The sequence below is a fragment of the Rhizobium sp. YTUHZ045 genome (assembly GCF_051124255.1).
GTDB lineage: Bacteria > Pseudomonadota > Alphaproteobacteria > Rhizobiales > Rhizobiaceae > Rhizobium.
This window is the reverse complement of sequence record NZ_CP101433.1, coordinates 788041-812446: the sequence shown is the minus strand read 5'-3', so window position 1 is coordinate 812446 and position 24406 is coordinate 788041. Positions and strand designations below refer to the sequence as shown.

The 24406-nt window shown below is 62.1% G+C and carries 21 protein-coding genes and 1 pseudogene; 13 read left to right on the top strand and 9 right to left on the bottom strand.

Features of this window, described 5'->3' with window-relative positions:
• Positions 1-6: 6 nt before the first annotated feature.
• Genes NMA58_RS26095 through fhuB form a run of 3 tightly spaced genes read left to right on the top strand, consistent with a single transcriptional unit; the run spans position 7 to position 3325 of the window.
• Positions 7-498: a GNAT family N-acetyltransferase gene (locus NMA58_RS26095; RefSeq protein WP_434713753.1), complete on the top strand. Its 492-nt coding sequence runs from the start codon at positions 7-9 to the stop codon at positions 496-498.
• Positions 499-530: 32 nt separating this feature from the next.
• On the top strand, positions 531-1364 hold the full coding sequence (locus NMA58_RS26090) for an iron-siderophore ABC transporter substrate-binding protein (RefSeq protein WP_434713752.1): 834 nt from the start codon (positions 531-533) through the stop codon (positions 1362-1364).
• Complete coding sequence (gene fhuB / locus NMA58_RS26085; protein WP_434713751.1) at positions 1361-3325, top strand: Fe(3+)-hydroxamate ABC transporter permease FhuB; 1965 nt, start codon at positions 1361-1363, stop codon at positions 3323-3325. Before NMA58_RS26090 ends, fhuB begins: the two co-directional genes overlap by 4 nt.
• A 10-nt stretch (positions 3326-3335) precedes the next feature.
• Here fhuB and NMA58_RS26080 read toward each other — a convergent pair whose 3' ends face one another.
• A complete protein-coding gene (locus tag NMA58_RS26080) occupies positions 3336-4085 on the bottom strand; it encodes an SDR family oxidoreductase (RefSeq protein ID WP_434713750.1) in 750 nt (249 codons plus the stop codon).
• 96 nt (positions 4086-4181) lie between these two features.
• On the opposite strand from NMA58_RS26080, the gene NMA58_RS26075 reads away from it, so the two are divergent.
• Positions 4182-5099: an AraC family transcriptional regulator gene (locus NMA58_RS26075; protein ID WP_434713749.1), complete on the top strand. Its 918-nt coding sequence runs from the start codon at positions 4182-4184 to the stop codon at positions 5097-5099.
• 12 nt (positions 5100-5111) lie between these two features.
• On the opposite strand, the gene fhuF is transcribed toward NMA58_RS26075, so the two are convergent.
• Both fhuF and NMA58_RS26065 read right to left on the bottom strand, forming a co-directional pair.
• Positions 5112-5897, bottom strand: a complete 786-nt coding sequence (fhuF, locus tag NMA58_RS26070) for a siderophore-iron reductase FhuF (protein ID WP_434713748.1) — start codon at positions 5895-5897, stop codon at positions 5112-5114.
• 2 nt (positions 5898-5899) lie between these two features.
• A complete protein-coding gene (locus NMA58_RS26065) occupies positions 5900-8071 on the bottom strand; it encodes a TonB-dependent siderophore receptor (RefSeq protein WP_183698466.1) in 2172 nt (723 codons plus the stop codon).
• A 383-nt stretch (positions 8072-8454) separates the two neighbouring features.
• On the opposite strand from NMA58_RS26065, the gene NMA58_RS26060 reads away from it, so the two are divergent.
• The 3 genes and pseudogenes from NMA58_RS26060 to NMA58_RS26050 form a co-directional block, all read left to right on the top strand.
• Positions 8455-9129 (top strand): L,D-transpeptidase, encoded by a 675-nt coding sequence (locus NMA58_RS26060; protein WP_183698467.1) that lies wholly within the window; start codon positions 8455-8457, stop codon positions 9127-9129.
• Between the two features lie 14 nt (positions 9130-9143).
• Positions 9144-9680 (top strand): OmpA family protein, encoded by a 537-nt coding sequence (locus tag NMA58_RS26055; RefSeq protein WP_434713747.1) that lies wholly within the window; start codon positions 9144-9146, stop codon positions 9678-9680.
• Between the two features lie 171 nt (positions 9681-9851).
• A pseudogene (locus NMA58_RS26050) lies at positions 9852-10109 on the top strand (DUF4143 domain-containing protein); the annotation flags it as partial.
• A gap of 499 nt (positions 10110-10608) precedes the next feature.
• Here NMA58_RS26050 and NMA58_RS26045 read toward each other — a convergent pair.
• Positions 10609-11079, bottom strand: coding sequence for an Hsp20 family protein (locus NMA58_RS26045; protein WP_434713746.1), 471 nt, complete (start codon positions 11077-11079; stop codon positions 10609-10611).
• Between the two features lie 235 nt (positions 11080-11314).
• Positions 11315-13777 (bottom strand): glycoside hydrolase family 3 C-terminal domain-containing protein, encoded by a 2463-nt coding sequence (locus NMA58_RS26040; protein WP_434713745.1) that lies wholly within the window; start codon positions 13775-13777, stop codon positions 11315-11317.
• 166 nt (positions 13778-13943) lie between these two features.
• Between NMA58_RS26040 and NMA58_RS26035 the strand changes: the two genes are divergently transcribed.
• A complete protein-coding gene (locus tag NMA58_RS26035) occupies positions 13944-14573 on the top strand; it encodes a TetR/AcrR family transcriptional regulator (RefSeq protein ID WP_221157460.1) in 630 nt (209 codons plus the stop codon).
• On the opposite strand, the gene NMA58_RS26030 is transcribed toward NMA58_RS26035, so the two are convergent.
• Positions 14531-15415: an alpha/beta hydrolase gene (locus tag NMA58_RS26030; RefSeq protein WP_434713743.1), complete on the bottom strand. Its 885-nt coding sequence runs from the start codon at positions 15413-15415 to the stop codon at positions 14531-14533. The two genes, NMA58_RS26035 and NMA58_RS26030, sit on opposite strands and share 43 nt — an antisense overlap.
• A gap of 133 nt (positions 15416-15548) precedes the next feature.
• On the opposite strand from NMA58_RS26030, the gene NMA58_RS26025 reads away from it, so the two are divergent.
• Positions 15549-16472: a LysR family transcriptional regulator gene (locus NMA58_RS26025; protein ID WP_434713741.1), complete on the top strand. Its 924-nt coding sequence runs from the start codon at positions 15549-15551 to the stop codon at positions 16470-16472.
• Positions 16473-16538: 66 nt separating this feature from the next.
• Here NMA58_RS26025 and NMA58_RS26020 read toward each other — a convergent pair whose 3' ends face one another.
• From NMA58_RS26020 to NMA58_RS26010, 3 genes are all read right to left on the bottom strand, one after another.
• Positions 16539-17423 (bottom strand): DUF6030 family protein, encoded by an 885-nt coding sequence (locus NMA58_RS26020; protein WP_434714405.1) that lies wholly within the window; start codon positions 17421-17423, stop codon positions 16539-16541.
• 284 nt (positions 17424-17707) lie between these two features.
• The gene (locus tag NMA58_RS26015) at positions 17708-18430 is read right to left on the bottom strand and encodes a response regulator transcription factor (protein WP_183698471.1); all 723 of its coding nucleotides are present in this window, start codon (positions 18428-18430) and stop codon (positions 17708-17710) included.
• A gap of 13 nt (positions 18431-18443) precedes the next feature.
• Positions 18444-19682: an ATP-binding protein gene (locus tag NMA58_RS26010; RefSeq protein WP_434714404.1), complete on the bottom strand. Its 1239-nt coding sequence runs from the start codon at positions 19680-19682 to the stop codon at positions 18444-18446.
• Between the two features lie 279 nt (positions 19683-19961).
• Between NMA58_RS26010 and NMA58_RS26005 the strand changes: the two genes are divergently transcribed.
• From NMA58_RS26005 to NMA58_RS25990, 4 genes are all read left to right on the top strand, one after another.
• Positions 19962-20978, top strand: coding sequence for an ABC transporter substrate-binding protein (locus NMA58_RS26005; protein ID WP_434713740.1), 1017 nt, complete (start codon positions 19962-19964; stop codon positions 20976-20978).
• 72 nt (positions 20979-21050) lie between these two features.
• Positions 21051-22502: a sugar ABC transporter ATP-binding protein gene (locus NMA58_RS26000; RefSeq protein WP_434713739.1), complete on the top strand. Its 1452-nt coding sequence runs from the start codon at positions 21051-21053 to the stop codon at positions 22500-22502.
• On the top strand, positions 22499-23449 hold the full coding sequence (locus NMA58_RS25995; RefSeq protein ID WP_183698474.1) for an ABC transporter permease: 951 nt from the start codon (positions 22499-22501) through the stop codon (positions 23447-23449). The genes NMA58_RS26000 and NMA58_RS25995 overlap by 4 nt, the downstream gene beginning before the upstream one ends.
• Positions 23446-24396 (top strand): ABC transporter permease, encoded by a 951-nt coding sequence (locus NMA58_RS25990; RefSeq protein ID WP_434713738.1) that lies wholly within the window; start codon positions 23446-23448, stop codon positions 24394-24396. The genes NMA58_RS25995 and NMA58_RS25990 overlap by 4 nt, the downstream gene beginning before the upstream one ends.
• Positions 24397-24406 lie beyond the last annotated feature (10 nt).

Below are 24406 nucleotides of genomic sequence, written 5' to 3'. Positions count from 1 at the left end.
AAAAAAATGGGACGAACAGTTGAGATCCTGACCGGCAAGGCGGAACTCTGCCGATCGATCATGAGTGCCTTGCCCGACTGGTTTTCGGAGTCCGAGGTCATCGAAGCGAGCGCCCAGGCGATCGAGAAGTTGCCGGTGTTCGGCTATATCAAAGCGGATGTCGTCACCGCGCTGATGGCCTTGAAGCCGCACCTGCCTGATGCCGTCGAAATTGCGCTGATCGCGACGCGGCCGGAATACCACGGCCAGGGCGCAGGGCGACATCTCCTCGACGCTGCCGAAGGCTTCGCCCAGAAATCGGGCGCCCGGCTGCTGACGGTCAAGACGCTTGCGCCGCGCGGCCGCGACGAGCCGCAATTCGAGGCGACGCGCCGCTTCTACGACCGGAACGGCTTCGTCAGGGCGGAGGTGTTTGCCAAACTCTGGCACGAGGACCATCCGTGCCTGTTCATGATCAAGCCGCTCGCCGGAAAACAGCCGAGCGAGGCCGCGCTTTGAGACGACGGGACTTTCTTCTGAGCGCGCTGGCCATGACGAGCGCACCCGTCATGGCCCGCGCCGGTGATAACGGCGTCGTGTCGCTCGATTACGGATTGGCATCGACGATGCTGGCGCTCGGCAGCGTCCCGCGAGCGATCGCCTCGCTCAGGAACTGGTCGGAATGGGTTGTCGAGCCAACCATGCCGCAAGGCGTCGTCGACATTGGCACTACATTCGAGATCAATCTCGAAGTCCTCACCAGCCTCCGGCCATCGCTCATCCTGAGCACGCCTTTCCTGGCGGCGCTGGATGAAAAACTCTCCCGAATCGCGCCGGTCGCGACCTTCACTGTTTATGCCGAGAACGGCGATGCGCTCGACCGCTCCTACGCCGAAACGCGGCGTCTCGGCGCCATGATCGGGCGACAGAGGCAAGCGGAGGCGTTTCTCGCCCGCGCCGATGCCACGTTCGGGCGGCTGCGCGAGAGGGTGAGGAGCCTGTCCGCGCCTCCTGTCGCCGTTATCAACTTCGTCGATCAGAGGCATGCGCGCATCTACGGCGGCCCGGGGCTTTACGGCGGCACCATGCGGCGCATCGGCCTTGAGAATGGCTGGAAGGGCGAGGCCAGCTACTGGGGATTTCAGACGATCGGACTGGAACAGCTCGCCGAACTCGATGAACAGGCGCACCTCGTCGTCGTGTCGCCTTTGCTTCCGCCCGATGTCCTGACCCGGCTTTCAGAAAGCCCGCTTTGGGCGAGCCTCCCCTTCGTCAGGCGGCAGCGGATCTCGGTCGTTCCAGGCGTCCTGATGTTTGGAATGGTCCAGGAGGCGCTGCGCTTTTCGACACTGATGGTCGATGTTCTGGAGACTGCCGCCCGATGAAGGCTGAATTTTCCCGCTTCGGCGCGCCGGCACTTGCGGCGCTATTGCTGTTTTCAGGCCTCAGCCTTGCGATGCTCGATCTCCTGCCGGCGCTGCCGCATATCGAAACCAAAGGCGAATACGACGCCCAGCACCTTCTGCTTCTCTATTCCACGCTGCCGCGCATGGCGACGGCCCTGATCACGGGAGCCGCCCTTGCACTTTCTGGGACGATCCTGCAGCAGGTCCTGCGTAATCCTCTCGCTTCACCAACGACGCTCGGCGTCTCGGCCGGCGCCAATCTGGCATTGGTTTCCGTGATGCTCGCCTTTCCCTCACTGGCGGGATGGAGCCGCGACGCGGTCGCGCTCGCAGGAAGTGCCGCTGTCGCCTTCGCCATCTTTTCGATCAGCGCCCGGCATGGCTTCTCGCCTTTTTCCCTCATCCTGTCGGGCATGATCATCGGCCTCTGGTGCGGCGCAGCGGCGGCCATTCTGATCTTGATGAACGATCAATATCTCTCCGGGATCTTCATCTGGGGCGCCGGGTCTCTGTCAGAGCAAAGCTGGGCGATCCCGCTGTCGCTGCTGCCCAAGGTCGCCCTCGTCGCCGGCCTCGCCTTCCTCGCCGCGAGACCGCTGACGCTGAGCCAGCTCGGAGATGCCGGCGCAGCGAGCCTAGGTCTGCCGATCAAATGGGCGCGCGGCTTTATCATAGCGATTGCGATTGCGCTGAGCGCCCTCGTCACCAGTGCCGTCGGCGTCATCGGCTTCATCGGGCTGGTCGCCCCGCAGATCGTCCGGCTAGCCGGCGCACGCCGGGTCGTCAGCCAGTTGATCTGGTCGCCCATAGCAGGCGCCGGCCTTCTTCTTCTGACCGATGAGGCGATCAAGCTCCTCGCTCCTGGCGATTTCGTGCCGACCGGGGCCGTCACCGCATTGCTCGGCGGACCGATCCTGATTGCTCTGCTTCCACGCCTTGCAACAGCCTCACGCACGCTCCCCGGCATGACCTCACCACGGCTCGCGATCGGCAGCAAAGGGTCCTCCCTGGTCCTGCTGTTCGCCTCGGTCGTCGCATTGGCGATCGCCGCGATCTTCTTCGGCCGGGCATCAGATGGCGCGTGGACATGGCTGCCCGCCGCCTCATGGAATGAAATCCTCCCCCTCCGCCTGCCGCGGGTCGGCGCCGCCTTCGGCGCCGGAACCGTGCTCGGCGTGACGGGACTGATACTGCAGCGGCTGACCGGAAACGAAATGGCGAGCCCCGAGGTGCTCGGCGTTTCGGCCGGGGCGACGCTTGGCGTCGCGGCCGCCATGTTCGCCTTCGCCGCACCTGGCCTGACCGTACAGCTTGCCTTTGCCGTCGGCGGCGCGCTTGGCGTGCTGCTGCTGATCTTCCTCCTGAGCGCCCGTTCAGACTTCGGCCCGAACCGCGTGCTGCTCGCCGGCATCGCCTTCGGCGCGATCCTCGATGCCGGGATCGGCGTGCTGGCGGCAAGCGGCGATCCGCGCGGCCTGGCTCTGGTCCGCTGGATGTCGGGCTCGACCTATTTCATCGACAACCGCGTTGCGGCAGGCGCCATGCTGATTGCGCTTGCCTGTCTCATCGCGGCCTTTCTCGCAAGCCGCTGGCTTGCGCTGCTGCAGCTCGGACCGGAGACGGCGAGCGAACTCGGCCTCAGGATCGCTCCGGCGCGCGGTGCCCTCTTCGGGCTCTCGGCGATCATGACGGCGGCCGCCACGCTTGTCGTCGGCCCCTTGAGCTTCGTTGGGCTGATGGCGCCGCAGCTTGCCCATGGGCTCGGCCTTCGCCGCCCCTCGACCCAGCTCCTCGCGGCCGCCGTCATCGGCGCAACCCTGCTCGTCATCGCCGACTGGGCCGGCCGCATGATCGCCTTCCCCTATCAGGTTCCCGCCGGTTTGATCTCGGCGCTGGTCGGGGCGCCGATGCTGCTTTTCGTTCTGCGCCGGCGGCCTTGAGACACCGCCTTCATCCCGCCAATGCTTCCGCGTCGGCCCCTGCAGGGATGCGCAATGGAGAGGAAGGATCGGTCGCAGCACGCCATACCGCCTCGACGACGTCGACGGGCTGTGTCAGGGCGGTCGCCGACTGTTGCTCCCACGATGCGAACACCTCTGCGACGACCGACGAATAGGCTTCCGGGAAGCCGCCCTGTCGTTCAATCAGTGAGCGCGCCGTATCGCCGAACCGCGTCTGCGGCGCGCGCCCCGGGAGCACGATCCTCACACGCACATTGAAAGGCTCGAGCTCGAGCGCGGCAGATTCGGTGAACGCGTTCACTGCGGCCTTGCTGGCCGCATAGACCGAGATGAGCGGGAGCGGCTTGAGCGTTACGCTTGACGTAACGTTGACAACAATGCCTTCCTGCCGCTCCCGCATCTGCGGCAGAATTGCCTGCATCATCGCGATCGTTCCAAGCGTGTTCGTCTCGAAAATCTCGCGGGCGATCTCCATCGGCGTTCCCTCAACCGCGTTGAGCCAGCCGATGCCGGCATTGTTTACCAACACATCCACAGGACCAGCGGTCTCAACGGCAGCGCGGATGCTTTCAGGGCTCGTGACATCGAGCGCGACGATCTTGAGTTGGTCCGAAGGCGGCAGAAGGTCTTGGCGCGGCGTTCGCATGGTGGCGATCACCTTCCAGCCCTGCGCGAGAAAGAACCTGGCAATTTCCAGCCCAAACCCCGACGAGCATCCTGTAACAAGAACGGTCTTCATATCTGTCTCCTATCCATTCTGACAGCAACAGAGGTAGACGGCGACTACCGTACTGCATATCATGCGCCGTCTCTGTTTCGTTATCAGGAGTATCGATTGAGCGACCCGCTGGCTGATATGGTGACGCTGCTGCAGCCAGCGGCGCGGCATTCAAAGCTCGCCAGCGGCGCAGGGACGTGGCGCGTGGAGCGCCAGGAGACAGGTCAGCCCTTCTACTGCGTCGTTCTGGAGGGTTCTTCGCGGTTGAGCGCGGAGGACGAGCATATCACGCTCCGCCAAGGCGACTTCATCCTGATCCCGGCCGCCCATGCCTTCATGATGTCGAGCCTGGACGACGGATTATCGCCCGGCATCGATCCCCTCACCGTCACGATGCTTCCTGAAGAGACCCGTCACGGCGATCCCGAAGGGACTCCGAATGCACGCCTGCTTGTCGGCCACTTCGCTTTCGGCTCGCCTGATGCGGCGTTGCTGGTTTCCCTGCTGCCGCGGATCATTCATATCCGCGGCGACAGCAGACTGTCGGCGATCGTACAGCTCGTCACGGACGAAGCCCGCACCGAGCGGCCGGGAAAGAATATGATCCTGGCGCGGCTATTGGAAGTCTTGCTTGTCGAGGCGCTGCGCTCGAATGCCGGGGAGAAAGCGCCGCTCGGAATCCTGCGGGGTCTGAGCGATACACATCTTGCCCTGGCCATCCGTCGGCTGCACGAAAATCCGGCCAGGGAATGGACGGTGGAGCAGCTTGCCCGAGAGGCGGCCCTGTCGCGGTCGGCGTTTTTCAACCGCTTCCGCCGCACTGTGGGTCTGGCGCCAATGGAGTATCTGATATCATGGCGCATGGCGCTCGCCAAAAATCTGCTGAGGCAACGCGATATCGGAATTCAGGAGATCGCCGAGCGCGTCGGCTATGGCTCCGCAAGCGCGTTCAGCACGGCATTCACGCGCTTTGTCGGATTGCCGCCGTCACGATATGCCGAGCAGGCAAAGACCATGTCAAACGCCGCCGCATAATTCTAATCGGCCTCAATGCCGTCCGTCCGGCAGCGGGCAGGCTTCGCCGCAGCCGCCGACGCCAGGCAGGTTATAACGCAGGCAGCAGACCTTGCGGCGGGCGAATTCCAACCCGCATTGCTGGCGCGCCATGCGGATCATGCCGAACATCGGATTGCGCCCGCCGTCCGGCCACTCAGCATCATTCAGCAGCGCAAGACCGCCTTCGACGAGGGCGGGCTCGTGGCGGTGAGCGATCTCTTTCAGGATCCAGGAGAGGTAGGCCGCCGCATTGTTCCAGAGAAGCTTCGGCGCCACGCCGGAATTGGCGGCAATCGCCGAAATGACGGGCTCGGCATGGCCGAGCATCAGCCGGTGAAGCTCGGCAGCCGGATCGACGGCAATCTCGGGACTGCCGGACATCACGAATGCTTCCGGCTCGCCCGTCTCAGCATTGCAAACGAGCGACAGCCGGTCGATTTCCAACGGCAGGGCGATGCGGTTGACGAACATGTGGACGCTCGGGGCGATCGTCAGCATGCTGAAATAATAGAGCGTCCACATGGAGACGATCGCGCGGCGATCGCTGCCCGGAAACTTTTGAGCATAGCGGGCGATGATCCCGTCAAAGACGTCGCGATCGCCGAGATCCCGGCAGGGAACGACCAAGCCCGCCTGCGAGGGAGTACCGAGCAGTTTGCCGCGGCAATAGGCGAACGGGCCGTCGCCCACCAGGCCGTCAAGATCGACGGCCTGGTGGGCGACGGAATGATCAGCGATCGAAGGACGCTCTGAGGGCCCGTTCATCTCCACCGCCATGCCTACCACCGATACTTCAGGGTGCCGGTCATGTTGCGGCCCTGGCCGAGATAGCAGAAGCCCTCTTCGCAAACCGTTTCGCGCTCGTCGGCGATGTTGCGGATGGCGAAGGCAGCCGTCAGGCCCTCGTATTTCTTGTCGACTGCGCCAAAATCATAGGAGGCGGATGCATCGACGTAGAAAGTTGCTGGATTCTTCGAGGTATTGGCGACATCCGTCCAGGTCTCACTTATGTAGCGCACGCCGGCGCCAACCGACAGACCGTTGAACGGATTGCTTTCCTGGAAAGTGTAGTTCGCCCACAGGCTCGCAACATGGGTCGGGGTGATGGCCGGAGTGTTTCCGACGTTGTTGCCCCCGGTCACTTCGGAGTCGTTGTAGGTGTAGGCAGCAATGATATCGAGACCGTCGGCGATCGCCGCGCGGGCTTCAAGCTCGATACCCTTTCCGGTCACCTCGCCCTGAGAGTCATAGGCGAAGGTCAGCGGGTCGGCGAGCCTCGGCTTATTCTGCTCGACGATGTGATAGGCGACGGCCGAGAGCAGGATATCGGAGCCGGGAGGCTGGTACTTAACGCCGACCTCGTATTGCTCGCCCTTCGTCGGCGGAAGAATCGTGTTGGTTGCCGATCGGTTGGTGACCGGATCGAAGGAGGTCGCGTAGGAAACGAACGGCGCGATGCCGTTGTCGAAGAGGTAAAGCGCGCCTGCCTGTACCGAGAAGGCGTTCTTGTCGACATCCTCCGAACTGACCGAGGGCAAGGTCGAATCTCGCGTCTGGTTCACCCAGGTCTGTCGGCCGCCGAGGTTAAAGCGCCAGTTTCCGACCTCGATCTGGTCCATGACGTATATGCCAAGCTGCCGCATGTCGGCATCGGAAGCCAAGAAATTATAGTCCGGCGTGGTGCCCGAGACTCCATAAGTCGGATTGGCGATATCGAAGTCGAATGCCGGATCGGCGGCTCCGAAGCCATAGCCAAAGCTCGACTTGAGATTGGTGTAGTCGAGCCCAAACAGCATTGTATGCGCAAGCGAACCTGTATCGAACTTCGCCTCGAGCTGATTGTCGACCTGAAAGACGTTCATTTCGTCGCGGATCGCATTCGTGCCGCGATGCGCGACGGTCCCCGTCCAGCTGGTAACGCCGAGGTAACGGGCCTCCAGATCGAGATGCGAATAGCGCAGGTTCTGCCGGAAGGTCAGGCCGTTGTCGAATTCATGCTCGAACTGGTAGCCGACCTGCTGCTGCTTGATTTTCTGGTGGTCATAGTCGGGATCGCTCGCCCTCAGATCCAGAATCCTGCCGTCCACAGTGGTGATCGCGCCGACATTGGCGTCGGTTTCGTCAGACTGCGCCAGGCCGTAGAGCGTGAAGGTCGTGCCCTCGTCAGGCTTCCAGGTAAACGACGGCGCCAGGAAATAGCGGTCGTCGGCAATATCGAAATTGGTGTCGCCGCGGCGGGCGAGGCCGACGATACGATAGAGGAAATCGTCCCTGTCTTCGCTGATCGGCCCGCCGAAATCGAACATCCCCTGCACCCGGTCTTTGGTGCCGTAGGTAATGCCGACTTCACGGATCGGCTCTTCGGTCGGAAGCTTCGAGATCTTGTTGACGAGGCCGCCCGGCGATCCCGAGCCGTAGAGAACGGATACCGGCCCCTTGATCACCTCGACGCGCTGCAGCTGATAGGGATCGGTGCGGAACATGCCGTAATTGATATAGGGCTGGCGCAATCCGTCACGATAATCGCCGACTGTCGTGGCATTGTAGCCGCGAATGTAGATCTGGTCGAAACGCGGATCGAAGCCGTTCGGCCCGGTGGTCACGCCGGCCGTATAACGCACCGCCTCGATGACCGACTGGGCGCCGCGCTGCTCGATTTCCTTCTCCGTCGTCACCGAGATCGAACGCGGCGTCTCGACAAGCGGCGTGTTGATCTTGGTCGCGCCCGCGCTGTTCTTGGCGGTGACCGACGTCCGGTCGGTCTTGCTATCAGAGGCTGCACCTTGAATGACGATCGGCTCCAGTGTCGTCGCGGTGTCACCTGCGGAGGCGCTCTGGGCAGCAGCCGGCGATGCTGCAATGCCGATCAGGACTATCGCGGTCGTCGCACAAAGGCTGTCTCTGTAAATTCGCGATACATTATTAGAAACATTCAAAAAAACACGCGCCATTGCTTGGTCCCTACGTCACGGATGCGGGCGGAACCTATGGAGCGAAGTGGAGCTTGTCAACATAAGATGATTATTTTAGTCAGCTTTTATTCGATGATCTGGCTATCACGGCCATTCGCGAAGAGGTTGCACGCAGCATCGACACTGGAACGCTGGCACGGAACACTTGCGATGCAGGCTCCGGCCGCGCCTCCTGTCCTTTGCGGATCCGTACGCAGTCGGCATAACATTCTCCCGCCCGGAGTAACGACCGAAGCAATACAGCATCAGGCGACCCTAGATTCTCTATCGATCTTGATAGGGAGAGGAGTTTTCTATTGAGGCAAATAAAAAATCTGGTTTACTGCCACTTCGCTTGTTGGCTTTCAGGGGGGATTTAGCCGATGGTGTGGACGCGCAGGAGTATTATGCTCGGTGGATTGGCGTTGCTTGGGACCGGCGCCGTCAGCAAACCGGCAGCCGCAGCGGCAGCTTCTTATTTCGACGGCACAGCCGTCGACAACGGCGTGACATTCCGCAGCACCAATTTCGCCAAAATCGACAAGCGCTGGCATCGCCAGGTGGTCAAATATTTCAGCAGTGAGCCGATCGGCACCGTTGTCGTCGATACAAGGCACCATTTTCTCTACCTGATCATGGAGAACAAGACCGCCATCCGCTATGGCGTCGGGGTCGGTCGCGAAGGTTTCAAATGGTTTGGCCGCGCCACCATCGACGCCAAATCGCTCTGGCCGCGCTGGACGCCGCCGCCGGAGATGCGCAAGCGCCATCCCGAACTGCCGGAATTCGTCTCGGGTGGCTCACCGAAGAACCCGCTTGGCCCTCGCGCCATGTATCTGCATCGCGACGGCGTCGACACCGGCTATCGGTTCCACGGCACGCTGGAGCCATGGAGCATCGGCAAGGACGCCTCCAGCGGCTGTATCCGCATGTTCAACGAAGACGCCATCGATCTGTACCAGCGCTGCCCCATTGGCACGGCCGTACAGGTTCTGCCGCATATTGCCGACCAGGCTGAGGGCGCCACTCAGGTTAGCGAAACAACTCCGGTCGAATGAGGAATATCACCCCTATGTCTGCTATGATCGGATACACCAAGCTCCTTGCCGGCGCAGCCATGCTCTTGGCGCTCGCCGCCTGCTCCACCACCGAGGTCGCCTCCCTGGAAGAACCGGCCGCGGTGCCGATGACCGGCCAGACCAACGACCCCGCCCCCGGTTTCGAGAACGTTGCGGCTGGTAGCGAGGAGGATTTCATTCTCAATGTCGGCCGACGGATCTACTTCAAGCAGGACTCCGCCGCGCTCGATACCGTCGCCATGGCAACCTTGGACAACCAGGCCGCCTGGCTCAACAGGAACCCAACGTGGCTGCTCAAGCTGCAGGGATTTGCCGACGATTCCGGCTCCGCCTCCAATATGCAGACGCTGTCGCAGAAGCGCGCCGATGCGGCGATGGCCTATCTCGCCTCGAAGGGCGTAGACCCCAAGCGCATGTGGGCCAAGGGCTACGGAAACGATCGCGAAGTCCGCGACTGCACGGAGCGCTCCTGCAAGGTGCAGAACCGGCGCGTCGTCACCAATCTGCGCACCCAGCCGGATGCGGTTTGATCGCAGATGAACTTTCCGGGACGCGCCGAACAAAGGTTGCTTAGTACATGTATTGCACGCCCCCGTCGGGATGGTGGATGAGGCCGCGATGGACGGGCCGTCGATCATGAAGCGTCTAGTTCGAGGCATCGAGGACGAAATCTGCATGGGCGGTCCAGCTTAAGACCGGCGATTTCCTTCTCCCACTACCGGACGAGAGACCAAGATGAAGTCGATGTCATCGTCGAGGATCGGCGCGGCCGGGTTGTTGGGATTGAAGTAAAGGCGTCGGCAACGGTGAAGTCTGACGATTTTCGCGGGCTGCGCCAGTTACAAGAGGCGGTCGGCGATCGTTTCGTGCGAGGGCTCGTCTTACACGACCACGACCGAGTGACCCCGTTCGGAGAAAAGCTACAAGCCGCCCCGCTATCACTTCTATGGACAATGTGAACTGCGATCGAAAAGCGCCGGGCGGGTTAGGGGCGGGGCCATTCGTGCCAGTTTGAAGAATGTCGCTCGTCCCAGTTCGATCCGTGATCGCCAGGAGCACCAACACGTCAAGCCCTCACATCGCTAGCGCAACGGCGGCAAAGATGACCTGAAAAGTCATGACATGACCAATCGAAAGCGATGAGGTCGTCACAAATCACTGCAGAGACGGACCTTAGGGAGCGGGCGCGAAACGCAACGATCTCGTCGCGGGTGAGAATTCGAGGAAGAGCAAACTCGGTCCGCATTCATTCGTGCACAAGGGCCGGCCACATGGCGCCGGCCCCAGTCGACGCGGAACCCTGTTCAGGATCGCGCTTCAGAAACGGCGTGCGCGTTGCGAAGCTTGCCTAACGACCTCGAAAACAGAGGCTTTGCCGCATCTTTAGCGCTGCTTCTGCGACGTTTCCTGATCTCCACGATAAACGGCTTAATTCGGGACTTCATGGAGAGGCTCTCCTTAAGCCACCTGACGCTCGGCTTCGATCTGAAGAGGCGCCTGCTGAAGGGAGCCGTCTCCGATGGCGATCTTGCGCGGCTTCATGGCTTCGGGCACTTCACGCTTCAGCGCAATCGAGAGAATACCGTTCGTCAGCGAGGCGTTCTCGACCCTGACGTGATCGGCCAGCTCGAAGCGGCGTTCAAATGCGCGCCCGGCGATGCCGCGATGCAGATATTCGCCTTCTTTCCCATCGGGCTTTTGCCCCTTCACCAGAAGGACGTTCCGCTCCTGGGTGATGTCGAGGTCACCTTCGGCGAAGCCGGCCACCGCCATCTGAATGCGATAGTCGTCTTCGCCCGTCTTGACGATGTCATAGGGCGGCCAGGTCTCGATCGCCTGCAGGCGCTGCGCATTGTTCAGGAGATTGAAGACACGGTCGAATCCGATGCTGGACCGGTAAAGGGGGGCGAAATCAAGTTCGTTTCTCATAGCCATATCCTCCGTAAAGCAACATGGGTTGGAGACGCGTCGGAAACCTGCGTCTCCCCTCTGATCATCGGCCCGCTTTTGCGCTGCCGACGACGATGATCTGGTTCCGCATGATTTTCCATTCAAGAGGAGAATCTAAAAAATTTCAGGCTGCTTGATCCGGCAGTCCGGATCGCCTCTTGCGCACTGTTTTCATTCAGCTCAACCAATGGCGCCTGGCCGTTCGACATCGGAATCATGAGGTCGGCGGCAGCACGTAGCCGGCCGGTGACGGCAGGTGGAGCACGAATCTTGTATCGGCGGCATTCGCCGCCAGGACCAGGTGATAACCACCCGGTTCGGCCCGGAAGGCGCCGGCCTCGATATCAAAATAGGCCAGATCGCGCGGCAGAACCTTCATAACGGCTGTGCCTGTTTCGCCGGGTTGGAGCGAGAGCTTTGCGAAGGCGCGCAGTTCCTTGTCCGGCCGTTCCACTTTGGCTAACGGCGAGCGTACATAGAGCTGGACCAGTTCCGAGCCTGGCCGGTCGCCTGTGTTGGTGACGTCAATGCTGACGGTTATGCCTTCAGGATCCATTTCTCCTGCGGAGAGTCGCGGTTCGCCCCAACGGAAGCGGCTATAGCTAAGGCCGAAGCCGAAGGGGAAGAGAGGTTCGACGGCGCTGATATCGTGATGGCGATAGCCGACGAAGACGCCTTCGGCATAGTGCACATGCCCATTCTTGCCGGGATAAACGGCAGGATCGCCTGTGATGGCGGAATTGTCGGCAAGCGCCTTCGGGAAGGTCTGCGGCAGGCGGCCGCCCGGCTCGGCGTCGCCGAACAACACGTCGGCAACGGCATTGCCGAGTTCCTGTCCGGGATACCACATCTGCAGCACGGCACGGACCTTGCCGAGCCAGGGCATCTCGATGGGACCGCCGGTCTGCAGCACAACGACGGTGTTGGCGTTGGCGGCGGCGACCTTCTCGATCAGTTCCTCCTGCCGCCCCGGTAGCCGCATGTCGGGCAGATCCAGCCCTTCCGTGTCCCACTCGCCGTCGCGACCGACGAAGAGCAGCGCGACATCGGCATTGCGGGCCGTTTCGACGGCGACTTCGATATCGGCCTCGCCGAGCGGTTTTTCGACGCCGAAGCGGACGGCGATGAGGTTGATGCCCTCCTCGTTCGCCGTGGATGGCTCATATTCGACGGCAATTTCGTAAGGCCTGCCCGCTTCGAGCGTCACCGCGCCGCGCTGTTCGTCATTGGCGGTGCCGAAATAATTCTCGCCGCGCACCCAGCCGTCATGGCCGTCGACGATCAACCGGCCGTCGACGAAGAGCCGCGCCAGTCCGGCATTGGTCATGCCGAAGACATGTTGGCCGCTCTCCTCAGGCGCATATTGCATCACCATCCGGGCGGAGAAATCGGCGGGGTCGAGTTCGCCCGACGGCAGTTCGAACCAGAAGAATTCGCCCTTGTCGACGGTCTCGACGTGAAGCGGGGTGCCCTTGCAGCCGCGCCCCTTGAAATATTCGACGGTGATCTTTCCCTTGAACACGTCGATCAGGCGGTTATGGCGGCAGCCGACGGCGTGGCTGATGCTGTTGGCATTGGAAAGAGCGGCGCGAATGCCTTCGAGCGGGCTCACCGTATAATGCGCGTTGATCTGCGCGCTGCCCCCACCCATGACGCGGGCGCTCGCCGCATTCGGTCCGATGACGGCGATCCGATCGAGCGAGGTCTTGGCAAGCGGCAGGATGCCGTCATTCTTGAGGAGCACCGCGCCTTCGGCACCGAGGCGCCGGATCAGCGCCCGGTCTTCCGGCAGGTCGACCGCCCGTTCGGTGAGATCGGGCTTGTTCTCGAATGCGCCGACGCGCTCGAGCAGCAGCAGCATGCGCCGCGCCGCCGCCCGCACGGTGGCGGCTTCCACCTTGCCTTCGCGCACGGCCGCAACCAGCTTCTCACCGCGGTCGCGCGCCGGTCCTGGCATTTCGAGATCGAGGCCGGCATTGATCGTCTCGGCCGTGGAATGCGAGCCGAACCAGTCGGACATGACGATGCCGTCGAAGCCCCATTCCTCGCGCAGCACCTTGGTCAGCAACCATTGATGCTCGCTCGTATAGGTGCCGTTGAGGCGGTTATAGGAGGACATGACCGCCATGACGCCGGCGCGGCGCACCGCCTGCTCGAAGGGCGGAAGATATATTTCGCGCAGCGTCCGCTCGTCGATATCGGACGACATGGTCTGCCGCTCGATCTCGGATTCATTGCCGGCGAAGTGTTTTATGGTCGCCGCGATCCCCTCGCTCTGCACGCCCTCTATATAGGCGACCGCGAGTTCTGATGTCAGCATCGGATCTTCGGAGTAACATTCGAAATTGCGGCCGTTGAGGCCGGAGCGATGAATATTCACTGTCGGCGCGAGCAGCACGGCCGCTCCCTTGCTCTTTGCCTGGCGCGCAAGGGCAACCCCCATCTGCCTGACGAGATCGGGATTCCAGCTGGCGCCGAGCGCAATGGCGACAGGAAAGCAGGTCGCCTTGACGCCGGCGACCAGCGAGCCCGCGCCGCGAGCGCCGTTCGGTCCGTCCGTCACCTTGATCTTCGGCACGCCAAGCCGCTCGACGGGCACGGTCGTCCAGAAATCGGCGCCCGACAGCAACGAGACCTGTTCTTCGAGCGTCATCTCGTCGAGAATGGAATCGATCATGCAAACCTCCCGTTCAAAGACTGCGAGCACCGTCTGTTAAACCTACCGATTACTCGGTATTTTTAATATGTCAAGCTGACGGAGCTAATGTAAGAAGAAGAGGATATATTGGCCGGAGCATTGCGGATCGGCGCATCGCCGTTAAAAGAGGCCGACGGGAGAAATAATGGCAGAACGGAAGACGGGACAGGACGAGAAAAGACGGCGTCGATCCCCCAAAGGAGAGGAGCGCCGCGCGGAAATCCTGGCGGCGGCGATGCGGCGCTTTGCCGAAGATGGCTATCAGAATGCCGCGATCGGCGATATCGCCCGGGACGTCGGCCTGTCGCTGCCCGGCCTGCTGCACCATTTTCCTACCAAGGTCGATCTGCTGCTCGCGATCCTCGCCAAGCGCGATCTCGATAGCGCCGATTTCATCGGGCACTATCGCTCCGATATCAGCGGCCTGCTCAAGGGCATGGTCGAGATCTTCCGCCGCAATGCCGAAATGATCGAGGTCGTCAGAGCCTTCGCGATTCTGAATGCCGAAAGCCTGATGAAGGATCACCCCGCCAAGGCGTGGTTTCTCGCTCGCACTGCGGAGATGCAGAAGGACATCGCCGCGACTTTCGAGCGGGCGATCGCCGATGGCTCGATCGACAAGAGGATCGACAGCAAGGTGATAGCGGCCGAACTGATCGCCGTGATGGACGGCCTGCAAATGCTCTGGCTGCGCGATCCCGATCGCTTCGATATGGTCGGCGGTCTGGAAGCTTATGTCGACCGCCTGCTGGCGAGCCTCGCGCCGGAGGGATGAACTCTCTTTTCATCGAAGCGCGTGAGCCAGATCATGATGCGGCTGACGGCTTCGTGGTACCTTTGGCCGACCAACAAACCCGTATGCGTCGTGCCCCGGAGACCGAGATACTCGCCGCCGATGTGCCGTGCCATCGCCTGCCCTCGCCGATCGGCGGCTGCGTCGTTGACAGCTGAGATGACCAGGCTGGGGCAGGTGATCTTGCTGCCGTCGACGGAAATTCCCTGCGCTCCGAAATGGAAGGAAAAGACACCGAAGGCTCTGGCGGATTCCATCGACAGGTACTTCCGCTGGAAGGCGATATCGTCGGGCGTCTCGTCAGGGCTGGACTGCTCGTCACGCGCCGGCGCGGGAATGACGACCCCAGGTATCTCAGGCGCAAGATCCTGGTAGGGCACCTCGTCATGCACCTGCCTGGAGATGCTGGAATCGATCAATACCAGCCCGGCAATGCCAACGCTTTCCGCCAGCTTCTGGCTGAGGATTCCGCCCATGCTGAAACCGATCACAACAGGAGGAACAGCACATTCCCCAGCGATTGCGGAAATCGCCTCACGAATATCTTCAAGATAGTTCTCGAATTCCACCTTCGTGAAATCCACCGACCTGCTTTTGTAGTGACCTCGCAGATTGATGCAGTAAGAATCCCACCCCGCCGCCATGAAGTGCGGAATGTACTTGCTCCACATCCAGCTGCCGGTGAAGGCGCCATGGACAAAGAGCAGAGGCGGTCGATCGGCCTCATCCGAGCGATCGTTCCCGCGAAAGATTTCCAGGAAAAGGTCGTTCTCGCCAATATATATGCCCGTGTGCTCCGGCAACTCTCTCGCGTAGTCCCGCATGCCATCCACTCCCTTTATCTTGGCAGGCCTATCCGGTCCCGCTGTCGAACAAAGGATATTTGCTACGCAATATTGATCAACCGCCACGGGCGGCCTTACATAAAGGACAAAATATCTCTAATCGGATCTTGCCGTGGATAGTCTCGCGAACCTCTTCGCCTTCGTTCATGCAGCCGAACAGCAAAGTTATGTCGCAGCCGCGCGCGTTGCCGGCGTTTCGCCGTCCGCGATCGGCAAGGCCGTGGCGCGTCTTGAAAGCCGGCTCGGTGTGCGGCTCTTCAACCGGACAACGCGCAGCATCAGCCTGACCGACGCAGGGGCGGTCCTTTACGAGCGCTACAAGCGCATCATCGACGACATGCAGGATGCAGAGGCAAGCGTCCTGCATAGCCGGGAACGCCCAAGGGGCCGCCTGCGCGTCAGCGTTCCGCACATCGTCGGACACCATCTGCTGATGCCGATGCTGCCGGCCTTTGCCGAGTGCTTCCCGGAAATCGAACTGGATGTGGATTTCGAAGACAGGGTCATAGACCTGGTTCAAGAGGGTCTGGATGTCGTGGTGCGGAGCGGCGAGCTTGCCGATACGCGGCTGATCGCCCGCCACCTTGGCGATCAGCATTTCGTCGTGTGCGGCAGCCCCGACTATTTCGAGCGCCATGGACGACCGGAGACACCTGCCGATCTCTGCGGGCATGCCTGTATTCATTTCAAATACCCAACCAGCGGCCGTATCGCGTCATGGGCCTTCAAGGCGCCGTACGAGCGGCTGCTTCTGCCCAGAAGCCTGACGTTCAACAATACGGATGCGGGGCTGCGGGCAGCGCAGGATGGTCTTGGCCTTGCCCACCTGCCCGTCTACGTCGCGGAATCGCATATGCGAGCGGGAAGCCTGATCCCCGTCCTCACCTCCTTCATGGTGCCCTTCGGCTCGCTCTCGCTGGTCTGGCCGTCCAATCGCCAGCTTTCGCCCAAAGTCCGCGCTTTCGTGGATTTCGTCGTCGAGAATTGCGCCGCCCGAGCCGACGCTTTTCGACCGGCAGCCAGCCTGTCGCGCTGATCCGCTGTCGCGCCATATCCGAGGCGGGTACACTTTCCCTACTCACAAGGCTGGGGGCTTTGACGCTCAGCCGCAGTTCCGGCTTGGTTTTGAATCGGAGCCGGCACTTGCTCCGCCATTGAGTGCCATCGGCTGATCTGAACGCGCCATTGCGATCGATGCGGATGATGTCCGCGGGATGCGCGGATCCGTCGTGGCCAGCCAGCGGTCTGCCGAAAAATACGCCCTGGTTCTTGCCTGCGAACCTGGAGCTGCCTTGAGGCCTAGAGCAAAACTAAATCTGTTTTCGCTGCCGGCTTCCCGCGTGAAGCTGAGATAAGAGCCAAATCGTTCGGCCTCGACATCGCGAAGTCTTTGGATCGACGCAAGCGCATCTTCAAAATCTCGCCAGCATGCCTGCTTCACAATGATCTCGAAAATGCGCAGCACTTCAGGGGCGAGAAGTCCCTCAGCATCAATCTTCGGTCCGACGATCTTGGCGCGGATCTCAACAATATTACCCGTCTCATCTCCACGAATCCTGAGGAAGGTCGAGCTCAGTGGCCTCACCTCGTCCCGTTCGTAGATGCGCTGAAAATAACATTCATAATCGCGATTGCGCATCGATGCGGCTTTCCATTCGCTCACCTCTATGCCGGCCTCTCGAAGAGCGCTGCAAATATTGGCGCCCGAGACCAGCCACATCCGCAGAAACTGGCTTGCCAGGTCGAGCTTTGGGACCTCCATCAGATGCCGCGATATGGATATCGTCGGACGAAGAAAAGAAGCAGCCGGATCAGAGCGGACGGTTGGGCGTGGCGAAGGGGCAGCCTTGTTGAGCGCTCCCTTTTCCAAGTCCTCGGTCGGAGATTCGGATTGGCGGATGTCAAGGTAAGAAACCGCAATCGTTGCGACAAGCAGGGCGAGTAGCAACACCGCTGGCCGTCGTAACGGGCGGCGGCTGCTCAGCAACGGGAACTTCCAGCGCTTGGATGGGCTGTCGCGAGAAGAACCGGCTGCTGAGAACAATTTATTCACTGCGTTGCCTCGCAAGCTTGCGACCAGCGGTGTCGGTCGGCGGCTGGTCAATCCCCGTGGCCAAACCTTTTGAGGCGAGCGACGATGTGAAAGCGGTACAGCCGGCTCACCTTCGAAACCGCGATTTTGATGTCGAGTGTACCGAGCGTCAAGCAGCAGCCTTGAAACGGCTGCGCCCCAAAAGAAAAGCTCGTCTGTGTCGCCGATCCTTCGGGAAATTACTTTCCATCAAGCCATTCCTGCAGCTCCGCCTCGGCGCGTTCGAGAGCGCTGTAATTCAGAAGTTTACGCAGGAAAGCAATCGTGACGGCGCGGGCGCGGAGATTGAAGCGGCCGTCCTCGTGGTCGTCGCCAGCCGTCTGATAGACGTCGAGCTTGTCGTAGAGCTGCTGCAGGCGGTTCTGCACGCTGCGCAGCGACAGGCTCCGGCGTTTGGCGATGGCCCGGTCAGTCAGACCGAGGGCTATGTCAACGAGGATTTCGTATTCGGAATCGGTAAAGCCGTTGGTCTGGCCGAGGCTCTTCTGCTGCAGACCACGCACCTCGCGGTCGATGACACACTGGCTCTCGATGAAGATTGAGCGCAGCGCAAGCTTCAATCGCTCGTCAGAGGCGGATTTCAGCACATAGCCATAGGCGGCGCCATCCGGCACGATGCGCGAGACGCCGCGCACATAAGCCTCATCCGAATAATTCGACCAGAACAGGATGCGGGTTTCCGGCCGCTCCTTCCAGATCGTGCGCGCCGCTTCGATGCCGTTGCGGCTCGCCATCTGCAGGTCCATGACGATATGCGCCGACTTGTGGTCGCGGGCGAGCTTCTCACCGATGGTTCCGTTCTCCGCCTCGATCACCGTGTCGCATTCCGGCAGGGCGGCGTTAACAGCCTCATGCAGGTAGGACCGGTGCAGCGGGTCGTCCTCGACGATCAGAACCTTCATCTTTTCTTTCTCCTCAGTCCGGCTCGCCCACCGGGCCGCTGGGCGCCAGCGGCAGCACGACGCGCACCGCGGTCCCGCGATTATTATGGCCGGGGCCGATCGTGAAGCGCGCCGAGATCAGCCGGGCGCGGGTCTTCATATTGTCGATGCCGCCGCCGATCCGTCCCCGCGTCTTGGCAAGCCCGGTTCCGTCGTCGGAGATTTCGATCGCCAGCTGTTCGTCGTCGGCTTCGAGCCGCACCATGATCGCCAGCGGGGCGGCATGGCGCACGGCATTGTTGATCGCCTCCTGCGCTATGCGAAACAAGGCGACGCTGACGGTCGGCTCCAGCCTTTCGAGCGCCCCATTCGTCTCGTCGACGAGGCCCCATTCGATGCCCGACCCGGTGTCGCGTGTCGATCGGTCGAGATGATGTTCGATAGCCTGAGCGAGGCCGAAGAGCTGGAGAACGGAGGGTTTTGCCTGCTCGATGATCTGCCGCAGATCCTGCATGCAATGCTGCAGCGATCGCGAAACTGGTTCGAGCGCCTCGGGCGTCACCTCGCCGTTGCGCGACAGCCGGTCGATTCGCCGGGCAAGCCGCGTCAGGTCGGCAAGCGTCTGGTCGTGAAGGTCCATGCCGATTCGCTGGCGTTCCTGCTCCAGGGCTTCGGTCAGCTTCAGCGCGCCCTGACGCAGCCCCTCCTCGCGGGCGCGTGCCTCCGCCTCCACGATCGCCGAGCGTTGCGCCTGCTCGGCCGCCTGCAGCGCAAAGAAATAGGGCGTCAGCAGATCGGCGATGATGCGGGCGCGTTCGACGTCCTCCATCGTATAGACGCCCGCCCTGTGAGACGAACAGGAAAGGGCCGCGATGATCGTGCCCTGCACCTTCATCGGCACATGCAACCGGCTCCTCAGCGATTGTTCGACGATCGGCCGCTTGAACGCGCCCTCGAAATGGAAACGCGGGTCTGTCATGGCATCGTCCGTGAGCAGAAAATCGACCTCACCTCGCAGCAGCGAACGGATGGGGCTGTTGACGACAGGCGCGCCGGCGATCTCGCCCCAGGCAGTCTCGATGCCCGTCTCATAGGCCGTGTGATAGTTGCCGCCTTCGAGCAGCACGCAGACGTCGAGATGGTCGTGGGGGATGATGTGGGCGACCTCGGCAGCAACCGACCGGATCGCCGAGCGGAAGTCGAGCTGGCCCGCGAGCAGCCGGGAAATGCCGAGATAGTGGTCGAACAGGGCTGCCGGTGCGAGATGCAGCATTGTCAGTTCCTCCCCCGTCACGACAGGCTCCTCAACCCGCCGTGATCGTTTCCCAGTAAGCGCCCGCAAATGGGCCGCCGTCTTGCGTAAACCCGCAGCTTGTTGCGCAAAACCCGCAAACAAGTTGCCGCCTTGCCCCTGTACAGGCCGGCCGATCTCCCGCATCCTGCCCTTACTGAGAGGAGGAAGCTCAGTGCAAGAACAATTTTCACTCAGGTCCGGTTAGGCCGGCAGGAGTGAAGCGATCCGCCGACCGGCGCGATCATGAGGGAGGAAGACATGACAATCCGTAAGATGCTTCTGGCATCGGCCGCTATTGCTTGCGCCGCCATGCCCGTATCCGCCTTTGCCGACACGTCGGCCAAGAAGATCGCTCTTTCCAACAATTATGCCGGGAACTCCTGGCGCCAGGCCATGCTGACGAGCTGGGCCAAGGTGACGGGCGAAGCCGTAAAATCAGGCGTCGTTGCCGCGGCCGATCCTTTCACCACTGCCGAGAACCAGGCGACGGAACAGGCGGCGCAGATCCAAAACATGATCCTGCAGGGCTATGACGCGATCGTGCTGAACGCCGCCTCGCCGACGGCGCTGAACGGCGCGGTCAAGGAAGCCTGCGACGCCGGCATTACCGTCGTTTCCTTCGACGGCATCGTGACCGAACCGTGCGCCTGGCGCATCGCTGTCAATTTCAAGGAAATGGGCCGCAGCGAGGTGGAATATCTGTCCAAGAAACTCCCACAGGGAGGCAATCTGCTCGAGATCCGCGGCCTTGCCGGCGTCTTCGTCGATGACGAGATCTCGGCCGGCATCCACGAAGGCGTCAAGCAGTTCCCGCAGTTCAAGATCGTCGGCTCCGTTCACGGCGACTGGGCGCAGGACGTGGCGCAGAAGGCCGTCGCCGGCATCCTGCCGAGCCTGCCTGACATCGTCGGCGTCGTGACGCAGGGCGGCGACGGTTATGGGGCCGCACAAGCGATCGCCGCGACCGACCGGAAGATGCCGATCATCATCATGGGCAACCGCGAAGACGAGCTGAAGTGGTGGAAGGAACAGAAGGACGCCAAGGGCTACGAGACGATGTCGGTGTCGATCGCGCCTGGCGTCTCCACCCTCGCCTTCTGGGTCGCTCAGCAGATCCTCGACGGCAAGCAGGTCAAGAAGGATCTCGTCGTGCCGTTCCTGCGCATCGACCAGGACAATCTCGAAACGAACCTCGCCAATACCCAGGCCGGCGGCGTCGCCAATGTGGAATACACGCAGGCAGACGCGATCAAGGTCATCGAGTCGGCAAAGTAACTCTCCCGGCGATTGCCGCGCGCGCCGAAAACGGCCGCGCGGCAGTCCTTCCGAGCAGATGTGGCGGGCAGCATGGATGAGGTTTTGAAGGCGGTGATCGCCGTCGATGGCGCCAAAGTGAGTTTCGGCGCGGTCAGGGCGCTTGACGGCGTCACGCTCCGCGTCATGTCGGGCGAGTGCGTCGGGCTGGTCGGGCACAATGGAGCCGGCAAATCCACGATTGTCAGCGTCATCAATGGCGGCCTCACCCCCCATGAGGGAAGTGTGTCGAGTGATGGCGAGCGGCTGGAGCGTTACGGCATCAACGCGGCACGAGCCCGCGGCGTGCGCTGCGTTTTCCAGGAGCTTTCGCTCTGCCCCAACCTCTCCATCGTCGAGAACACGCGCATCATGCACCGCGATCTCGGCGGCTTCGGCTGGCGCAGGCGCGCCGCAGAAATCATCGAAAGGAGCCTCGATGCGGTCTTCCCCGGCCACGGCATCGACAGCGGTCGGGCAGTGGGAGACCTTTCGATCGCCGAGCGACAGATGGTCGAGATCGCGATGGCCTTTTCCGACGCCGGCACCCCGCCGCGGCTGGTGATCCTCGATGAACCGACCTCCTCGCTCGACGCGAGCCTCGCCCGCCAGATGCTCGACCATGTCCGCCGCTTCGTCGCGGCCGGTGGCTCCGTCATTTTTATCTCGCATATCCTCCACGAGGTCCTCGAAACCTCCGACCGCATCGTTGTCATGAAGGACGGCCGCGTCGTTGCCGAACGCCCCGCCCACGGCTTCGACCATCATGGTCTGGTCGAGGCCATGGGCAGCGTTGCGAAGGAGGAGACGGGGCAGCGCCCGGCGCGCGAGCAATCCGCCGCTCCGCTCGTTCTCTCCCATCAGACGGCGGGCCGTCCCTTTTCGGCCCGCAAGGGCGAGATCATCGGATTGGCAGGTCTTGCCGGCCACGGTCAGACCGAGCTTCTGCTTGCCCTGCACGCCGCCAAGTCCGGCAACTGGCTGCCCGAGCGCGATCCGCTTGTCACCTTCGTCGCCGGCGACCGACGCCTCAACGGCATCTTCGAACTCTGGAGCATCCTGCGCAACTTTTCCGTCGCCTCGCTCAGTGACCTGTCGCGGCGTGGCCTCATTGCCGCGGATAAAGAGGAGGCCAAGGGCGCCGACTGGAGGCGGCGGATCGAAATCCGTACGCCCGACATGGCCAACCGCATTTTGTCGCTTTCCGGCGGCAATCAGCAGAAGGTGCTCTTTGCCCGCGCCCTTGCTACGCGCGCGCCGGTCGTCCTCATGGATGATCCGATGCGTGGCGTCGATGTCGGAACCAAGCAGGAGGTCTACGCCATCATCCGCAACGAAGCTTCGCGCGGCCGCACCTTCATCTGGTATTCGACTGAAATGGACGAAGTGCGTCTGTGCGACCGCGTCTACGTCTTTCGCGAAGGCCGCATCACTGCCGAACTTGCCGGCGACGCCGTCAACGAGACGAACATCATCGCCGCATCCTTCGAGGGGGTCGCCGCATGATGGTCCGGCTGTCATCCGACGCCTTGCGTCTTGCCATTCCCGCCCTTTCGCTGACACTGCTGCTCGCCGCCGTATTCTGGCTGCAGCCGCGCGCCATGAGCTATGTCGGCCTCAACCTGCTGTTCAATCTCGCTGTGCCGATCGCGCTTGCGACGATCGCCCAGATGCTTGTGATGACGGTGAACGATCTCGATCTGTCGATGGGCACCTTCGTCAGCTTCGTCGCCTGTGTGAGCGCGACCTTTCTGCGCGACGACCCGGCGACCGGCATCCTGATCCTTGCGGGAGCGATCGCGGCCTATGCGGCCCTCGGCGTCATCATCTACCTGCGCGACCTGCCGTCCATTGTCGTCACGCTCGGCATGAGCTTCGTCTGGGGTGGACTTGCCGTATTGCTGCTGCCGGCGCCCGGCGGGCAGGCGCCGGATTGGGTGCGCTCTCTGATGACCGTCAAGCCGCCGCTGGCGCCGATGGCGATCGTCGCCAGCATCATCATAGCCGCCGTCGCCCATCTTCTGGTCATGCGGTCTTCGCTCGGCGTGCTGATCCGCGGCATCGGCGGCAACCAGCGCTCGGTCGAGCGGGCCGGCTGGTCGATTGTCGGGGCGCGGGCCATCGCCTATGGGCTTGCCGGCTTCTTCGCGGTGCTTGCCGGCATCGCCCTCGTCGGCCTCACCACCTCGGCCGATGCTAATATCGCGCTGCGTTATACGCTGCTGTCGATCGCCGGCGTGATCCTCGGCGGCGGCGAGTTCATCGGCGGCCGCGTCTCCCCTGTCGGCGCCGTTATCGGCGCGCTGACGCTGACGCTCGCCGGCTCGTTCCTCTCCTTCCTGCGCATCTCGCCCGATTGGCAGATCGGAGCCCAGGGCGCGATCCTGATCATCGTGCTCGCACTTCGCCTCATGCTGAACCGGCTGGAAAAACGGGAGAAACGCCGCCGATGACGCCCTTCCTCAGCCTTTTCGGCAAACCCTGGATCTGGTCATGGCTTGCCGCCTTCATCGTCTGGTTCCTGACAATCATGGTGACCCTTGGCGCCAGTACGCTAGGCCTGTCGCAGGCGGCACTCACCTTCGCCGCCTTCTCGGCGATCGTCGGCATCGGCCAGATGTTCGTCATCACGCTCGGTCCCGGCAATATCGATCTGTCGGTTCCCGCCACCATGACACTTGCCGGTACGGTGGCGCTGAAACTGATGAATGTCGAAAACGGCTTGATCCTGCCCGGGCTTCTTGTCGCCATCCTCATCGGCCTCGTCGTCGGCCTCGGCAATTATGCGCTCATCAAGGCGCTGCGCATTCCGCCGATCATCGCCACGCTTTCCATGAGCTTCATCGTGCAGTCCGCGGCGATCTGGACGAACCGTGGCTTGCGCATCAAGCCTCCGAGCATGCTTGCGGAGTTCACCACCACGAACACGCTTGGCGTACCGAACGTGGCGATCGTCGCGTTACTCATCTCGCTGCTCGCCTGGTTCCTGCTCGAGAAGACGATCTACGGGCGCTGGATCTCGGCGATCGGCCAGAGCATGCCCGCCTCACGCATGGCCGGCATTCCGGTCGACGGCACGCGCTTCGTCACCTACCTCTTCTGCGCCGTGCTCGCATCCGTCGCGGGCTATCTGCTCGCCTGCTTCTCCGGCGGCGCAGCACTCAATATGGGCTCGGAATATCTGCTGACCTCGATCGCCGTCGTCGTGATCGGCGGCACAGCGGTTGCCGGCGGCGATTCCAACGTGCCGGGCATCTGGGGCGCGTCGCTCTTCATGTTCCTGGTCGTCTCCATGCTCAACACCTATGGGCTCGGCGCGGGCATCCGCCTCATCATGACCGGCCTCATCATCATCAGCGTGATCATGCTCGCCGGCGGTCGCCGGGCCGGCATGCGATAATCAGGAAGAC

Excerpts from the sequence above, each read along its gene's own strand:
- NMA58_RS26095 (WP_434713753.1), top strand. The coding sequence starts at position 7 with ATGGGACGAACAGTTGAGATCCTGACCGGCAAGGCGGAACTCTGCCGA.
- NMA58_RS26090 (WP_434713752.1), top strand. The coding sequence starts at position 531 with ATGACGAGCGCACCCGTCATGGCCCGCGCCGGTGATAACGGCGTCGTG.
- fhuB (WP_434713751.1), top strand. The coding sequence starts at position 1,361 with ATGAAGGCTGAATTTTCCCGCTTCGGCGCGCCGGCACTTGCGGCGCTA.
- NMA58_RS26080 (WP_434713750.1), bottom strand. The coding sequence starts at position 4,085 with ATGAAGACCGTTCTTGTTACAGGATGCTCGTCGGGGTTTGGGCTGGAA.
- fhuF (WP_434713748.1), bottom strand. The coding sequence starts at position 5,897 with ATGGCGGTGGAGATGAACGGGCCCTCAGAGCGTCCTTCGATCGCTGAT.
- NMA58_RS26065 (WP_183698466.1), bottom strand. The coding sequence starts at position 8,071 with ATGGCGCGTGTTTTTTTGAATGTTTCTAATAATGTATCGCGAATTTAC.
- NMA58_RS26060 (WP_183698467.1), top strand. The coding sequence starts at position 8,455 with ATGGTGTGGACGCGCAGGAGTATTATGCTCGGTGGATTGGCGTTGCTT.
- NMA58_RS26055 (WP_434713747.1), top strand. The coding sequence starts at position 9,144 with ATGTCTGCTATGATCGGATACACCAAGCTCCTTGCCGGCGCAGCCATG.
- NMA58_RS26045 (WP_434713746.1), bottom strand. The coding sequence starts at position 11,079 with ATGAGAAACGAACTTGATTTCGCCCCCCTTTACCGGTCCAGCATCGGA.
- NMA58_RS26040 (WP_434713745.1), bottom strand. The coding sequence starts at position 13,777 with ATGATCGATTCCATTCTCGACGAGATGACGCTCGAAGAACAGGTCTCG.
- NMA58_RS26035 (WP_221157460.1), top strand. The coding sequence starts at position 13,944 with ATGGCAGAACGGAAGACGGGACAGGACGAGAAAAGACGGCGTCGATCC.
- NMA58_RS26030 (WP_434713743.1), bottom strand. The coding sequence starts at position 15,415 with ATGCGGGACTACGCGAGAGAGTTGCCGGAGCACACGGGCATATATATT.
- NMA58_RS26015 (WP_183698471.1), bottom strand. The coding sequence starts at position 18,430 with ATGAAGGTTCTGATCGTCGAGGACGACCCGCTGCACCGGTCCTACCTG.
- NMA58_RS26010 (WP_434714404.1), bottom strand. The coding sequence starts at position 19,682 with ATGCTGCATCTCGCACCGGCAGCCCTGTTCGACCACTATCTCGGCATT.
- NMA58_RS26005 (WP_434713740.1), top strand. The coding sequence starts at position 19,962 with ATGACAATCCGTAAGATGCTTCTGGCATCGGCCGCTATTGCTTGCGCC.
- NMA58_RS26000 (WP_434713739.1), top strand. The coding sequence starts at position 21,051 with ATGGATGAGGTTTTGAAGGCGGTGATCGCCGTCGATGGCGCCAAAGTG.
- NMA58_RS25995 (WP_183698474.1), top strand. The coding sequence starts at position 22,499 with ATGATGGTCCGGCTGTCATCCGACGCCTTGCGTCTTGCCATTCCCGCC.
- NMA58_RS25990 (WP_434713738.1), top strand. The coding sequence starts at position 23,446 with ATGACGCCCTTCCTCAGCCTTTTCGGCAAACCCTGGATCTGGTCATGG.